Origin of the sequence: Aeromicrobium sp. CFBP 8757 (assembly GCF_014841755.1) — a bacterium.
GTDB lineage: Bacteria > Actinomycetota > Actinomycetes > Propionibacteriales > Nocardioidaceae > Aeromicrobium.
Genome location: NZ_JACYUM010000004.1, coordinates 192,990 through 206,261 on the forward strand (window position 1 = coordinate 192,990; position 13,272 = coordinate 206,261).

18 protein-coding genes are annotated in these 13,272 nt (G+C 72.2%); 6 read left to right on the plus strand and 12 right to left on the minus strand.

The annotated features are described in order from the left end of the window. Positions 1-12 precede the first annotated feature (12 nt). The gene (locus tag IFT73_RS12825) at positions 13-438 is read right to left on the minus strand and encodes an SRPBCC family protein (RefSeq protein ID WP_192167963.1); all 426 of its coding nucleotides are present in this window, start codon (positions 436-438) and stop codon (positions 13-15) included. A gap of 43 nt (positions 439-481) precedes the next feature. Here IFT73_RS12825 and IFT73_RS12830 point away from each other — a divergent pair, with 43 nt between their 5' ends. The 3 genes from IFT73_RS12830 (at position 482) to IFT73_RS12840 (ending at position 2,999) form a co-directional block, all read left to right on the plus strand. Then, complete coding sequence (locus IFT73_RS12830; RefSeq protein ID WP_192167964.1) at positions 482-1,699, plus strand: benzoate/H(+) symporter BenE family transporter; 1,218 nt, start codon at positions 482-484, stop codon at positions 1,697-1,699. Next, positions 1,700-2,164: a tRNA (cytidine(34)-2'-O)-methyltransferase gene (locus IFT73_RS12835; protein WP_192167965.1), complete on the plus strand. Its 465-nt coding sequence runs from the start codon at positions 1,700-1,702 to the stop codon at positions 2,162-2,164. Between the two features lie 118 nt (positions 2,165-2,282). Then, positions 2,283-2,999 (plus strand): SGNH/GDSL hydrolase family protein, encoded by a 717-nt coding sequence (locus IFT73_RS12840; RefSeq protein WP_192167966.1) that lies wholly within the window; start codon positions 2,283-2,285, stop codon positions 2,997-2,999. 12 nt (positions 3,000-3,011) lie between these two features. Here IFT73_RS12840 and rdgB read toward each other — a convergent pair whose 3' ends face one another. The 10 genes from rdgB to clpS all read right to left on the minus strand — a co-directional run bounded on the left by rdgB (position 3,012) and on the right by clpS (position 9,835). Then, positions 3,012-3,626, minus strand: coding sequence for an RdgB/HAM1 family non-canonical purine NTP pyrophosphatase (rdgB, locus tag IFT73_RS12845; protein WP_192167967.1), 615 nt, complete (start codon positions 3,624-3,626; stop codon positions 3,012-3,014). Next, a complete protein-coding gene (rph, locus tag IFT73_RS12850; protein ID WP_192167968.1) occupies positions 3,623-4,342 on the minus strand; it encodes a ribonuclease PH in 720 nt (239 codons plus the stop codon). The genes rdgB and rph overlap by 4 nt, the downstream gene beginning before the upstream one ends. A gap of 19 nt (positions 4,343-4,361) precedes the next feature. Then, positions 4,362-5,123 (minus strand): MBL fold metallo-hydrolase, encoded by a 762-nt coding sequence (locus IFT73_RS12855; protein WP_192167969.1) that lies wholly within the window; start codon positions 5,121-5,123, stop codon positions 4,362-4,364. Further along, positions 5,120-5,980, minus strand: a complete 861-nt coding sequence (murI, locus tag IFT73_RS12860; RefSeq protein ID WP_192167970.1) for a glutamate racemase — start codon at positions 5,978-5,980, stop codon at positions 5,120-5,122. The genes IFT73_RS12855 and murI overlap by 4 nt, the downstream gene beginning before the upstream one ends. Before the next feature lie 49 nt (positions 5,981-6,029). Then, positions 6,030-7,007, minus strand: coding sequence for a ribose-phosphate pyrophosphokinase (locus IFT73_RS12865; protein ID WP_056611806.1), 978 nt, complete (start codon positions 7,005-7,007; stop codon positions 6,030-6,032). 168 nt (positions 7,008-7,175) lie between these two features. Next, positions 7,176-8,123, minus strand: a complete 948-nt coding sequence (locus tag IFT73_RS12870; RefSeq protein ID WP_192167971.1) for a PLP-dependent cysteine synthase family protein — start codon at positions 8,121-8,123, stop codon at positions 7,176-7,178. A gap of 10 nt (positions 8,124-8,133) precedes the next feature. Further along, positions 8,134-8,418 (minus strand): MoaD/ThiS family protein, encoded by a 285-nt coding sequence (locus IFT73_RS12875; RefSeq protein WP_192167972.1) that lies wholly within the window; start codon positions 8,416-8,418, stop codon positions 8,134-8,136. After that, positions 8,418-8,879, minus strand: coding sequence for a Mov34/MPN/PAD-1 family protein (locus IFT73_RS12880; protein ID WP_056611282.1), 462 nt, complete (start codon positions 8,877-8,879; stop codon positions 8,418-8,420). The genes IFT73_RS12875 and IFT73_RS12880 overlap by 1 nt, the downstream gene beginning before the upstream one ends. A 63-nt stretch (positions 8,880-8,942) precedes the next feature. Further along, positions 8,943-9,539, minus strand: coding sequence for a DUF2017 domain-containing protein (locus IFT73_RS12885; RefSeq protein ID WP_192167973.1), 597 nt, complete (start codon positions 9,537-9,539; stop codon positions 8,943-8,945). Continuing rightward, on the minus strand, positions 9,539-9,835 hold the full coding sequence (gene clpS / locus IFT73_RS12890) for an ATP-dependent Clp protease adapter ClpS (RefSeq protein WP_056611277.1): 297 nt from the start codon (positions 9,833-9,835) through the stop codon (positions 9,539-9,541). Before clpS ends, IFT73_RS12885 begins: the two co-directional genes overlap by 1 nt. A 76-nt stretch (positions 9,836-9,911) precedes the next feature. Between clpS and IFT73_RS12895 the strand changes: the two genes are divergently transcribed. The 3 genes from IFT73_RS12895 to IFT73_RS12905 are packed head-to-tail and all read left to right on the plus strand — an operon-like array spanning position 9,912 to position 13,101. Further along, positions 9,912-11,216, plus strand: coding sequence for a nicotinate phosphoribosyltransferase (locus tag IFT73_RS12895; protein ID WP_192167974.1), 1,305 nt, complete (start codon positions 9,912-9,914; stop codon positions 11,214-11,216). Between the two features lie 12 nt (positions 11,217-11,228). Continuing rightward, complete coding sequence (locus IFT73_RS12900) at positions 11,229-11,783, plus strand: isochorismatase family protein (RefSeq protein WP_192167975.1); 555 nt, start codon at positions 11,229-11,231, stop codon at positions 11,781-11,783. A gap of 19 nt (positions 11,784-11,802) precedes the next feature. Next, positions 11,803-13,101, plus strand: coding sequence for a GNAT family N-acetyltransferase (locus tag IFT73_RS12905; RefSeq protein WP_192167976.1), 1,299 nt, complete (start codon positions 11,803-11,805; stop codon positions 13,099-13,101). Here IFT73_RS12905 and IFT73_RS12910 read toward each other — a convergent pair. Continuing rightward, a complete protein-coding gene (locus IFT73_RS12910) occupies positions 13,098-13,256 on the minus strand; it encodes a hypothetical protein (protein ID WP_192167977.1) in 159 nt (52 codons plus the stop codon). The two genes, IFT73_RS12905 and IFT73_RS12910, sit on opposite strands and share 4 nt — an antisense overlap. Between the last annotated feature and the right edge of the window lie 16 nt (positions 13,257-13,272).

The following is a 13,272-nucleotide window of genomic DNA, read 5'->3' on the forward strand; positions in this document are numbered from 1 at the left end:
CTGGCACCTGCGTTACGGCGTCAGCTTGCCGATGCCCTTGCCGATCGCCTTCTGCAGGATCGTGCCGACGACGGCCGCCATGCCGGGCACCGCGGCGTCGAAGCCGATCGTGTAGTCGAGCTGCGTGCCGCCGTCGGGCGTCGGCGTCAGGATCTGGCGTCCCCAGTGACCCGTGAGGGGGCTCCCCTGCGTGATCCGGTACTCGATCAGGCTGTCGGGCTCGGCGACCGTCGTGGTCTCGTGGAACGCCGGGAGCGGGCCGATCTTCAGGCTGCGCGTGGATCCGACGCCGTTGCGCGTGGTGTCGCCGTCGCGGACGCGCCTGATCTTCGCGCCGAAGACCGGGCCGAGGTTCTCGTGCTCGGAGAGCTTCTCGAACACCGTGGCGGGATCGGACGTGAACGTGTGGACGACGTGGACGCGCTGGGGAGAGGCCATGGTCGGTGAGTCTAGGGCGAACCGTGCCCTAGGGTGAATGGCCATGGAGCAGGAGGCGGCCGCCGGCCACGGTCGTGGCGGTCTGCAGCAACCCGTCAGCGCCGGCGTCATCGCGGTCCTGGTCGGCTACACCAGCACCTTCGCGGTCGTCCTGACCGGCCTGCGCGCCGTCGGCGCGAGCCCCGCCCAGGCGGCCTCGGGGCTCTTCGCGCTGTGCCTGACGCAGGCCGTCGGCATGATCTGGCTGAGCCGCCGTCACCGCATCCCGCTGGTGCTCGCGTGGTCGACGCCCGGTGCCGCGCTGCTCGCCGGCACGGCGCCCCTCGACGGGGGCTGGGCCGTCGCGGTCGGCGCCTTCCTCGCGGCGGGCGCCGCGTACGTCCTGACGGGCCTGTGGCCCGCCCTCGGCCGCCTCATCGGGCTGATCCCCGCGCCGATCGCGCAGGCGATGCTCGCGGGCGTGCTGCTCGAGCTGTGCCTGGCACCCGTCCGGGCGCTGACCGACGACCCGTGGACGATCCTGCCCGTCGTGGTCGTCTGGCTGGCGGGTGTGCGGTTCGCGCCGCGCTGGGCCGCTCCGGCCGCGTTCGTGACGGCGGGCGTCGTGATCGGCGTCGACATGGTCCGCACGGGCACGACGATCGCCGGATCCGACCTGGTGCCGCGGCTGACGCTGACGGCGCCCGAGTGGAGCTGGGCCGCCATGATCGGCATCGCGCTGCCGCTGTACGTCGTCACGATGGCGTCGCAGAACGTGCCGGGCTTCGCGATCATGAAGTCGCTCGGCTACGACCTCCCGTGGCGCGGCTCGCTCGTCACGGCCGGTGTCGCGACGATGCTGGGCGCCGGGGCCGGCGGCCACTCGGTCAACCTCGCGGCCATCAGCGCGGCGCTCGCCGGTGGCCCGCCGGCCGGCCCCGACCCCCGACGTCGGTGGATCGCCGCCCAGTCGGGCGGCTGGACGTACGTCGTCCTCGCGATCGCCTCGGCGGCCCTCGCGGCGCTCGTGGCGGTCGCACCCACCGGCGTCATCGCGACCGTCGCGGGCCTGGCACTGCTCGGCACCCTCGCTGCCGCGTTCGAGGGGGCCGTGTCGGAGCGGACGGGCCGCGAGGCCGCCGTCGTGACGTTCCTGGTCGCCGCGTCCGGCGTCACGGTGCTGGGCATCGGATCGGCGTTCTGGGCGTTGATCGCGGGGCTCGTCGTCCACGTCGTCCTGATCCCCCGCTCACCGTCACCCCCGGCCGGAAGGCACCGCTGAATGTTCCGCATCCTGTTCCACGAGCCGCGCATCGCCGGCAACACCGGCGCCGCGATCCGGCTCGCCGCCGTCACGGGGGCCGAGCTGCACCTCGTCGAACCGCTCGGCTTCGACCTGTCGGAGTCCAAGCTCAAGCGCGCCGGTCTCGACTACCACGACCTCGCCGTCATGACGGTCCACGCCGATCTCGACGCGGCCCTGGCGGCCCTCGCGCCGTGCCGCGTCTTCGCGTTCACCGCGAAGGGCGACGAGGTCTACACCGACGTCCACTACGAGCCCGGCGACGTCCTCATGTTCGGCGCCGAGCCCACCGGGCTGCCGCAGGAGGTGCTGGACGACCCGCGCCTCACGGCACTGGTCCGACTGCCGATGCTGCCCGGCCGACGCTCGATGAACCTGGCCAACACCGCATCCGTCGCGGTGTACGAGGCCTGGCGGCAGCAGGGGTTCGCCCTGCCCGAGTAGGCGCTCGCATGGCCCGGAAGAACCATTTTCGGTGACAACTCGACGGACATGCGAGATTCGCTCCGACGGGGGCGCGCGGCGGACGTACAGTGCTGCTCTCGGGAACGAAGGATGCACCATGACGACACCACGCAGGTCTGCGCGCAGATCCGCCGCCCTCGCGGTCGTCGTCGCCCTGCTCGTCGGCCCGTTCGTCGCGTGGCAGGGCGCTCAGGGTGGCCAGTCGCAGGCCGTGTCGGTGATCGCCCCCGACGGCATCGTCGTGGTGGGCGACTCGATCTCGGCCCGCTACGACGACGACCCCGGTAGCGCCGACCAGGCGTGGTGGAGCGTCACCGGACGCCGCTTCGACGCCCACGTGCGGACGTACGCGCAGTCGGGCTCGGGCTACCTGCGTCCGGGCCAGCGTTGCACCGGCAACCGGTTCATCGACCGGCCCGATGCCTACACGGGCCCCGCGCCGTCGATCCTGATCGTCGAGGGCGGGCGCAACGACTGGGCCCGGTGCGTCGACGGCGGCTTCGTCCCGTCGACCGACGCCGAGGTGCGGCACGCCGTCGACACGTACCTCGACGTGCTGACGACGTACCTGCCGCGCTCGACCCGCATCGTCGTGCTCGGGCCGCCGTGGGGCCCGCTCGACCGCGCCGACGGCGTCCGCGTCACGCGCGTCATCGCCGACGAGGCGCGGGCGCACGGGCTGCAGTTCGTCAGCACCCACGGCGCCCTGACGGCCGATCGCGTCATCGACGGCATCCACCCCAACCGCGACGGAAGCCTGGCCATCGCGCGCCGCGTCATCCGGGCGCTCGAGAAGCCCGCGCTGCCGCGCTAGCCGTCCTCGTCGTCAGACCAGGGCGGCGACGATCGCGGGGGCCATCGCCGTCAGCGCCGTGCCGCGGTGGCTGATGCGGTCCTTCTCGCCCGGCGGCAGCTCAGCGGTCGAGACGTCGTACCCGTCGGCCCCGAAGAGGGGGTCGTAGCCGAACCCTCCGCCGCCGTGCTCGGCCTCGAGCACCCGACCGGCCATGACGCCCTCCTGCACGAGCTCGTGGCCGTCCGGCGTGCACAGCGCCATGACGCAGCGGAACTGGGCGGTACGGCGCGCGGCAGGGACCTCCGACAGCTGGCTCAGCAGCAGCCGGTTGTTGGCCGCGTCGCCCCCGTCGGCCTTCGGCACGCCCGACCAGCGCGCCGACAGCACGCCGGGCATGCCGTTGAGCGCGTCGACGCACAGGCCCGAGTCGTCGGCCAGCGACGGCAGACCCGTGACGGCCAGGCACGCGCGCGCCTTGATCAGGGCGTTGCCCTCGAACGTCGGCTCGGTCTCGGCGGGTTCGTCGTAGGCCGGGAAGTCGGCCAGGCCGAGCACCTCGACCCCCGGCACGAGCGGCTCGAGGATGCGACGCAGCTCGGCGAGCTTCTTGGCGTTGTTGGACGCCAGGACGACGCGGGCCGTCATCGTCCGAGCGCCTCCGTCTGGAGACGGGTCAGGTCGACGCAGCCCTTGGCCGCGAGCTCGAGCAGGGCGTCGAGCTCGGCCTTGTCGAACGGCGCGCCCTCGGCGGTGCCCTGCACCTCGACGAACTTGCCGGAGCCCGTCATGACGACGTTCATGTCGGTCTCGGCGCGCACGTCCTCGACGTACGGCAGGTCGAGCAGCGGCACGCCGTCGATGATGCCGACGCTGATCGCGGCGACCGACTCGACGAGCGGCTCGCCCGCCAGCGCGCCCTTGGCCCGCAGGTGCTCGACCGCGTCGGCGAGCGCGACGTACGCGCCCGTGATGGCGGCGGTGCGGGTGCCGCCGTCGGCCTGCAGGACGTCGCAGTCGATCGTGATGGTGTTCTCGCCGAGCGCCTTGTCGTCGATCGCCATGCGCAGCGACCGGCCGACGAGGCGGGAGATCTCGTGCGTGCGGCCACCGATGCGACCCTTGACCGACTCGCGGGCGGACCGGTCGTGCGTGGCCTGCGGCAGCATCGCGTACTCGGCCGTGACCCAGCCGAGGCCCGAGCCCTTGCGCCAGCGCGGCACGCCCTCGCTGGCGCTCGCGGCGCACAGCACCTTCGTCCTGCCGAACTCGATCAGGCACGAGCCCTGGGCGTGGTCGAGCCAGTTGCGGGTGATGGTCACGGGGCGGAGCTCGTCGGCGGCGCGGCCGTCTTCACGGGTCATGCCTCGAGCCTAACGGCCCTCAGAGCTGGTACGTCGCCCCGGCGGTGACGATGTCGTACGGGCCGGACCACGTCGTGCGGACGTCGGCCTCGACCTCGTCGCGATCGGTCCACGTGGGGATGTGCGTCACGAGCAGCCGCTGCACCGAGCAGACCGTCGCGTAGTGCCCGGCCTCGGCGCCCGTCAGGTGCAGGTTGGGCGGGTTGTCGCCCGACTCGACGAACGACGCCTCGCACAGGAACAGGTCGACGCCCTCGACGAGCTCGAGCAGCGCATCGGTGGGGCCGGTGTCTCCCGAGTAGGCGATCGCGTGGTCGTCCGTCGCGATCCGCAGGGCGAAGGCCGGCACGGGGTGGTTGACCAGCACCGACGTCACGGTGAACGGGCCGAGCTGCACCGTGCCACCGTCCTGCCAGGGGTTGAACGCGAACTGCTGCTGCATGCCCTGACGCTCCTCGACGCCGTAGGCCGCGACGAGGAAGTCGCCGGCCCCCTCGGGGGCGTGGACGGGGATCTGGTCGAAGGCGCCCTCGGGGTGGTAGCGGCTCACGACGTAGAAGCCCGACATGTCGAAGCAGTGGTCGGCGTGCAGGTGCGACAGCGCGATCGCGTCGATGTCGCGGATCGTGCTGTGGCGCTGCAGCGGGCCGAACGCACCGCTGCCGAGGTCGACGAGCAGGCGGTACGTGCGACCCTCGAACGGCGCCTCGACGAGGTAGCAGCTGGCGGGCGAGTCGGGGCCCGCGAACGATCCGGCGCAGCCGATGACGGTCAGCTTCATGACACCCCCACCCACGAGAACTGCTCGGCCGCGGCGATCTCGGGGCCGAGGAACCGGCGCCCGAGGCGGGCGAAGTCGTCGGGGCGCCCCGTCGTCAGGAAGCGGTGGTGCGGCGCCGGCAGCGTGCGGTCGCGCTCGAGGTCGTCGCGCACCAGCAGGCCGTAGACGTCCTTGGCCGTCTCCTCGGCGCTCGAGACGAGCGTGACGGCGTCACCCATGACGTAGGAGAGTACGCCGGTCAGCAACGGGTAGTGGGTGCACCCGAGCACCAGCGTGTCGACCCCGAGGCCGATGAGGGGCCGCAGGTACTCCTCGGCGGCCGCCAGCAGCTCGGGGCCGCTCGTGACGCCCTGCTCGACGAGGTCGACGAAGGCGGGGCAGGCCTGCGTGTGCAGCGTGATGCCGGGATTGGCGGCGAAGGCGTCGTCGTAGGCACGCGACGTCGCGGTCGCCTCGGTGCAGATGACGCCGACGACGCCGTTGCGGGTCGCGCTGACGGCGCGACGCGTCGCCGGCACGATGACCTCGACGACCGGGACGTCGTACCGCTCGCGGGCGTCGCGCAGCACCGCGGCGCTGGCCGAGTTGCACGCGATCACGAGGGCCTTGACGCCCTGGGCGACGAGGTGGTCGAGGCACTCGAGGGCGTACTCGCGCACCTCGGAGATCGGCTTGGGACCGTACGGCTGACGGGCCGTGTCGCCGAGGTAGAGCACCGGCTCGTGCGGAAGCTGGTCGAGCACGGCCCGTGCGACCGTCAGGCCACCGAAGCCCGAGTCGAAGATTCCGATGGGTGCGTCCACAAGCCACGACCCTACGTCCCCCGGCGCGTCCGGCGACAGCGAACCGGCCGACATCACACTCCGCCCGTCGGACCCGGGACGTCGGACCCGGGACCTGCAGCCGTCAGAGCGGCAGCTTGGGCTGCGGGGGCGCGTGGGCCGGGTCGACGCCGTCGAACAGCGACGAGACGGACTCCCCCGCGTGGATGCGGGCGATCGCCTCGGCGAACAGGCCCGCGACCGACCTCACCTGCAGCTCGGGCCAGTCGGCCGGCGGCGGGACGGTGTCGGTCGTGACGACCTCGGTGATCGAGGGGTGGCCGCGCAGGCGCTCGACGGCGTTGCCGGTGAACAGGCCGTGCGTGCAGGCGACGGAGGCCTCGACGCAGCCCTCCTCGCGCAGCTTGTTCATGAGCTCGACGATCGACCCGCCGGTCGCGATCTCGTCGTCGAGGACGATCGCCTTCTTGCCCGCGACGTCGCCCACGATCGCGTCGATCACGACGCGGTCGTCGGCCTGGCGCTGCTTGCTGCCGGCCGCGACCGGCACGCCGAGCAGGCGGGCGAACAGCGACGCGGTCTTGGCGTTGCCGAGGTCGGGCGACACCACGACGGTGTCGGTGAGGTCGCGGCTGCGGTAGTGGTCGGCGATCTCGCCGATCGCGGTCAGGTGGTCGACGGGGACGCTGAAGAACCCGTGCACCTGCGGCGCGTGCAGCGTCATCGTGACGACCCGGTCGGCGCCCGCGGTCGTCAGCATGTCGGCCACGAGACGACCGCCGATCGAGATGCGCGAGGCGTCCTTCTTGTCGGAGCGCGCGTAGGCGTAGTGCGGGATGACCGCGGTGACGGACGCCGCGCTGGCCCCGCGCGCCGCGTCGATCATCAGCAGCAGCTCCATCAGGTGGTCCTGCGTCGGCGGCACCAGCGGCTGGATGATGAAGACGTCCTTCTTGCGGCAGTTGGCCAGCAGCTGTACCTGGAGGCAGTCGTTGCTGAACCGCATCGTGTCCGACGCCGACAGGGGCTGCCCGAGCTCGGAGCAGATCTTCTCGGCAAGGGGACGGTGCGCGCTTCCGGAGAAGACCACGATCTGACTCACGCCCCGAGGGTAGTCGACGGGCACCCGAGGACGGTAGGAATGACGTGCCGACCCCATCACACCGGATCCGGAGGCGCGCAGCTCCGAGCGGTGACCTGGCGACCTCTCGCGGTCACTGAAAGGTCGCCACGTCACCGCCAGAGGGCGCCACCGGGAGCGGGGACGGCGCTAGGCCCAGAGCTGGCCGTCGAGCCTGTCCTCGGCCTCGTCGAGGGTGCCTTCGTAGGCGCCGGTCGACAGGTACTTCCAGCCGCCGTCGCAGACGATGAAGACGATGTCGGCCTTCTCGCCGGCCTTGACGCACTTGGCCGCCTGCGCCAGCGCGGCGTGCAGGATCGCGCCGGTCGAGATGCCCGCGAAGATCCCCTCGGACTCGACCAGCTCGCGCACCCGGCGGACGGCGTCGCGCGGGCCCACCGAGAACCGTGCGTCGATCATCGACGCGTCGTACAGCTCGGGGATGAAGCCCTCGTCGAGGTTGCGCAGCCCGTACACGAGCTCGCCGTAGCGAGGCTCGGCCGCGACGATGCGCACCTCGGGCTTGTGCTCGCGGAAGAACCGGCCGGCGCCCATCAGCGTGCCGGTCGTGCCGAGCCCGGCGACGAAGTGCGTCACCTCGGGGAGGTCGCCGAGGATCTCGGGGCCGGTGCCCTCGTAGTGCGCGTCGGCGTTGGCGGGGTTGCCGTACTGGTAGAGCATGACCCAGTCGGGGTGCTCGGCCGCGAGCCCCTTGGCGACCCGCACCGCCTCGTTCGATCCGCCCGCCGCGGGCGACGGGATGATCTCGGCGCCCCACATCGTCAGCAGCTGCGTGCGCTCGATCGACGTGTTCTCGGGCATGACGCAGATGATCCGGTAGCCGCGCTGCCGCGCCACCATGGCCAGCGAGATGCCGGTGTTGCCGCTCGTCGGCTCGAGGATCGTCGCGCCGGGGTGCAGGCGACCCTCCTTCTCGGCGCGCAGGATCATGCTCAGCGCCGCACGGTCCTTGATCGACCCGGTGGGGTTCTGGTCCTCGAGCTTGGCCCACAGCCGGACGTCCGGCGAGGGCGACAGCGTCGGGAGCCCGACCAGCGGCGTGCGGCCGACGGAGTCGATCAGCGAGTCGAAGCGCATGCGGTGCGGATCAGACCCCTGCGGACCCACCGGCGACCGCCGGCAGGATCACGACGGTGTCGCCGTCGGCGACGGGGGTACCGAGGTTGCCGGTGAAGCGGATGTCCTCGTCGTTGACGTAGATGTTGACGAAGCGGCGGGCCTCGCCGTTCTCGACCAGACGGTCCTTGATGCCCGCGTGATCGGTCTCGAGCTGGTCGATCACCTCGGTGACGGTCGACCCGGAGCCCTCGACGACGCGCTCACCGTCGGTGTACGTGCGCAGGATGGTGGGGATGCGGACCTCGATGGCCATCAGTGTTCTGCCTTCTGTTGGGTGACTTCTCCGTGGTCATAACCGTCGACGACCCGGACTTCTTCCTCGGTGACTTCGCCGTCCACGATCCGGTACGACCGGAAGTCGACCGGACCGCTCTCGTGGGCACCGTCGCGCGTCGAGACCAGGACGTAGTGGGCGCCCGGCTCCCCCGCGAGGTTGACGTCGGTGCGCGACGGATAGGCCTCGGTCGACGTGTGCGAGTGGTAGATCACGACGGGCTCCTCGTCGTTGTCGTCCATCTCGCGGTAGAGCCGCAGCAGGTCGCCGGAGTCGAACTCGTAGAACGTCGGCGACATCGCGGCGTTCAGCATCGGGATCAGGCGGGCGGGGACGTCGGAGCCGATGGGCCCGGCGACGACGCCACAGGCCTCGTCGGGGTGGTCGCGGCGGGCATGCGCGACGATCGCGTCATGCGTGGCCCGGTCGATGGTCAGCACCCGCCGAGTTTATCGGCTGGGGCGCCGCCCGCCCGGGACCGGCCAGCACGCAAGACGCGCCGGTCAGTCGAGCGCCGAGACCAGCGTCTCCTGGACGTAGCCGAGCCAGTCGAAGATGTCGGACATCGCCGCGATCGCCGCGTCCTCTGACTGCGCCACGTGGAAGGCGTCGTCGTCGGTCTCGATGCCGAGCCGCACCGCCAGCGACAGCCGGACGTCGGTCAGCGCGCGCAGCCATGCCTGCACCTCGTCGTCGTCGAGCTCGACCTCGACCCGGTCGCCGTCGTCGCCCGTGAGCTCGTCGGGCAGCTCGCCGAACGTGAGGCCGCCGTCGACCAGGGATCCGATCAGCGTCTCGGCGTTCAGCACCTTGGCGGACGTCAGCGAGCGCTCGGTGAACCGGCGGAACTCTCCCGCGTCGTCGGGGTCGTCCCGGTACGCGTCGGGCAGCAGGCGTTGCAGGACCGGGTCCTCCGGCGGCAGCGAGGGTCCGCCCATGCCGAGCTGCGCGGCGAGCGGGTCGGCGTCCGACTCCTCGGCACCGTTGCGGTCGCGCAGCAGCTCGACGACCTGCCCGGCCAGATTCGCCAGCAGGTGCGCCTCGCCGATCTCGAACGTCGCGGAGATGCCGCCGCGACGCCTCTTCTTGAAGGGCTTCATCAGGCGTCCTGCCGCTCGAGGGTCGCCCACAGGCCGTACTCGTGCATGGCCTGCACGTGCCGCTCCATCTGCTCGCGACGGCCACTGGAGACGACGGTCCTGCCGTCGTTGTGCACCTCGAGCATCAGCTCGTGCGCCTTCTCGTCGGTGTAGCCGAAGTAGTTGCGGAACACGTAGGCGACGTACGACATGAGGTTGACGGGGTCGTTCCAGACGATCGTGACCCACGGGTCCTCGAGCTCGACGACGCTGGAGACGTCGGGCTCGGCGATCTCGACGGGGGTCGGGGTGCTCACCCCACCATTGTGACGCAGGCACCCGCCGTGGCCAACGGCCGCGCCCCCTCCCCCCGCCCTGACCTAGGCTGAACGGGTGACCGCCACCCGGAGCACCGCGCTGCTGACCGACCGCTACGAGCTCACGATGCTGCAGTCGACGCTGCGCAACGGCACCGCGGACCGCCACTCGGTGTTCGAGCTGTTCGCCCGCCGCCTGTCAGGAGGACGTCGCTACGGCGTCGTCGCCGGCGTCGGCCGGGCCCTCGACGCGTTGGCCGACTTCCGCTTCGGCGACGCCGAGCTGACGTGGCTGCGCGAGGCGGACGTCGTCGACGCCGCGACCTTGGCGTGGCTCGCGGACTACCGCTTCGGCGGCTCGATCTGGGGCTACCCCGACGGCGAGGTGTACTTCCCGCAGTCGCCCGTCATGGTCGTGGAGGGGACGTTCGCCGAGTGCGTCGTGCTCGAGACGCTCCTGCTGTCGGTGCTCAACCACGACTCCGCCATCGCGACGGCCGCCTCGCGCATGATCACCGCGGCCGGCGACCGTCCGTGCATCGAGATGGGGTCGCGCCGCACGCACGAGGCGTCGGCCGTCGCCGCGGCCCGCGCGGCCTACATCGCGGGGTTCGCCGCGACGTCGAACCTCGAGGCGGGCCGCACCCACGGCATCCCCACGACCGGCACCAGCGCACACTCCTTCACGCTGCTCCACGACACCGAGCGCGACGCCTTCGAGGCCCAGATCGCGTCCCTCGGGCCGGGCACGACGCTGCTCGTCGACACGTACGACATCCCCGAGGCGATCCGCACCGCGGTGGGGCTCGCGGGGCACGAGCTCGGCGGCGTCCGGCTCGACTCGGGCGACCTGGTGTCGCTCGCGCGCGCGGTGCGGCAGCAGCTCGACGGGCTGGGCGCGACGTCGACGCGCATCACCGTCACCAGCGACCTCGACGAGCACGCGATCGCCGCCCTCGCGGTCGCCCCGGTCGACGGCTACGGCGTCGGCACCTCGCTCGTCACGGGCTCGGGGGTTCCCACCAGCGGCTTCGTCTACAAGCTCGTCTCGCGCGCCGGCGACGACGGCGCGATGGTGCCCGTCGCGAAGAAGAGCCAGGACAAGGTCTCGGTCGGGGGTCGCAAGCACGCCCTGCGCCGCCTCGACGCGACGGGTCGCGCCCAGGCCGAGGTCATCGGCATCGGCGACGTGCCCGACCGGGACGGCGACGACCGGCCGCTGCTGGTCGAGCTGGTGCGCGACGGCGAGCGCGTCCACCACGACACGCTCGACGACGCCCGCACGCGCCTGCGCACGGCCCTGGCCGAGCTGCCCGCCGCCGCCCGGCAGCTGTCGAAGGGCGATCCCGTCCTCGACACGATCTACGAGACCACCGACTGACCGGGAGGCACCATGACCACCGCACTGATCGTCGTCGACGTGCAGAACGACTTCTGCGAGGGCGGCTCGCTCGCCGTCGTGGGCGGGGCGAGGGTCGCGACCGACGTCGCCGCCCTGATCGCCACGGGCGCCTACGAGACCGTGGTCGCGACCCGCGACCACCACATCGACCCCGGGGCGCACTTCTCCGAGACGCCCGACTTCGTCGACTCGTGGCCCCGCCACTGCGTCGTCGGCACCGAGGGCGAGCAGCTGCACGCTCCGCTCGAGCCCGGCCTGTTCGACGAGACCTTCCTGAAGGGCGAGTACGAGGCTGCCTACTCGGGCTTCGAGGGGTCGTCCGCGTCCGGGACGCGGCTGGCCGACTGGTTGAGGGATGCCGGAATCGACGCGGTCGACGTGTGCGGCATCGCGACCGACCACTGCGTCCGGGCCACCGCGCTCGACGCGGCCCGCGAGGGGTTCGACGTGCGCGTGCTCGCCTCGCTGACCGCCGCGGTCTCGCCCGGCACCCTGTCGTCGGTGCACCGTGAGTGGGCCGAGGCTGGCGTGGTGCTGGCCGACTGACACGTCGTAGGTTGGCGGCGTGACCTCCCCGCACCTCGCCCTGCCGATCGACGAGACGTCCGCGGCGCACCTCGCCCGGCAGCACCTCACGATGCGCCTCGTCGACACCGCCGACGCGGCCGATCACACCGCCTGGTCGGACGCCGTCACGCGCGGCTTCCTCGGCCCCGCGGCACCCGCCGACCAGACCGAGGCGCGGCGCGCCCACGTGCTCGACGACCGGCTGGTCGGCGTCTACGACGAGACGTCCGCCGTGCCCGCCGAGCCCGTCGCCTCGACCCACTGCTGGCCCGCCGAGCTGACCCTTCCGGGCGGGCACGCCGTGCCGTCGTGGGCGATCAGCGGCGTGACGGTCTCGCAGACCCACCGCCGACGAGGCATCGCACGCCAGCTGCTCGAGGCCGAGCTGCGCACGGCGTCCGCGCTGGGTCTGCCGATCGCGATGCTGACGGTCTCGGAGTCGACGATCTACTCGCGCTTCGGCTTCTCACCCGCGGCGTTCGCCCGCGACCTCACGATCTCGACGCGCCGGGTGCGCTGGACGGGTCCGCCGACGACGGGACGCATCCACCACGTGACCCCCGACCAGCTGCGGCACGACGGCCACGCGATCGTCGAGCGCGTCCGCGCCCTGCGGGCCGGCGAGGTGTCCCACGCGGCCGACGGCAACCTCTGGCTGCGGCGGATCGGGCTCGGCATCGGCGACGACAACGCCAAGAACCTTCGTCTGGTGCGCCACGACGACGTCGACGGCGTCCCGCAGGGCTTCGCGGTCTACCAGCTCGTCGAGAACGAGGCCGACTTCACCGATCACACGCTCCGGCTGCACACCCTCGTCGCGGCGACCCCCGACGCGTACGCCGCCCTGTGGCGGTTCGTGCTCGAGATGGACCTCGTCTCGACCGTCACGGCCCACCTCCGTCCGGTCGACGAGCCGCTGCGCTGGCTGATCGACGACTTCCGCGCCGTGCACGTCGACGAGGTCGACCACCTCTGGGTGCGGGTGCTCGACGTGCCCGGGGCCCTGTCGGCCCGCACGTACTCCGCGAGCGGACGGGTCGTCGTCCGGGTGACTGACGACCTGGGGTTCGCCGCCGGCACCTACGCCCTCGAGGTCGACGACGACCGTCGCGCGGTCGTCAGCGCGACGGACGGGCCGCCCGACGCGACGGTCACCGTCAACGCCCTGGGGTCGCTGCTGCTGGGCGGCGTGTCGGCACGGACGCTGCAGGCCACGGGAGGCGTCACGGGCGACGCCGGGCGGCTCGACGAGCTGTTCCGCTCCCCGGTCGAGCCGTTCCTGAGCTTCTGGTTCTAGGACGCCTGCGCGTCACGCAGGGTGGGCGCCAGCACCGTGGCGAGAGCCCCCACGGCGACGCCCACGACCGCCGGACCGCCGATCGAACGGAGCAGCAGCGAGGCACGGGACGGGCGGGAGCGCCGGTGTGCGGGCGCCGCGATGATCTCGGTCATGGCACCGACCCTGCCC

What these genes read in the sequence shown, in the direction of transcription:
- rph (WP_192167968.1), bottom strand. Translation starts at nt 4,342, where the DNA reads ATGACCCGTGAAGACGGCCGCGCCGCCGACGAGCTCCGCCCCGTGACC.
- IFT73_RS12910 (WP_192167977.1), bottom strand. Translation starts at nt 13,256, where the DNA reads ATGACCGAGATCATCGCGGCGCCCGCACACCGGCGCTCCCGCCCGTCC.
- IFT73_RS12885 (WP_192167973.1), bottom strand. Translation starts at nt 9,539, where the DNA reads ATGAAGCCCTTCAAGAAGAGGCGTCGCGGCGGCATCTCCGCGACGTTC.
- IFT73_RS12835 (WP_192167965.1), top strand. Translation starts at nt 1,700, where the DNA reads ATGTTCCGCATCCTGTTCCACGAGCCGCGCATCGCCGGCAACACCGGC.
- IFT73_RS12830 (WP_192167964.1), top strand. Translation starts at nt 482, where the DNA reads ATGGAGCAGGAGGCGGCCGCCGGCCACGGTCGTGGCGGTCTGCAGCAA.
- IFT73_RS12870 (WP_192167971.1), bottom strand. Translation starts at nt 8,123, where the DNA reads ATGCGCTTCGACTCGCTGATCGACTCCGTCGGCCGCACGCCGCTGGTC.
- rdgB (WP_192167967.1), bottom strand. Translation starts at nt 3,626, where the DNA reads ATGACGGCCCGCGTCGTCCTGGCGTCCAACAACGCCAAGAAGCTCGCC.
- IFT73_RS12875 (WP_192167972.1), bottom strand. Translation starts at nt 8,418, where the DNA reads ATGGCCATCGAGGTCCGCATCCCCACCATCCTGCGCACGTACACCGAC.
- IFT73_RS12840 (WP_192167966.1), top strand. Translation starts at nt 2,283, where the DNA reads ATGACGACACCACGCAGGTCTGCGCGCAGATCCGCCGCCCTCGCGGTC.
- IFT73_RS12855 (WP_192167969.1), bottom strand. Translation starts at nt 5,123, where the DNA reads ATGAAGCTGACCGTCATCGGCTGCGCCGGATCGTTCGCGGGCCCCGAC.
- IFT73_RS12900 (WP_192167975.1), top strand. Translation starts at nt 11,229, where the DNA reads ATGACCACCGCACTGATCGTCGTCGACGTGCAGAACGACTTCTGCGAG.
- IFT73_RS12825 (WP_192167963.1), bottom strand. Translation starts at nt 438, where the DNA reads ATGGCCTCTCCCCAGCGCGTCCACGTCGTCCACACGTTCACGTCCGAT.
- murI (WP_192167970.1), bottom strand. Translation starts at nt 5,980, where the DNA reads ATGTCGGCCGGTTCGCTGTCGCCGGACGCGCCGGGGGACGTAGGGTCG.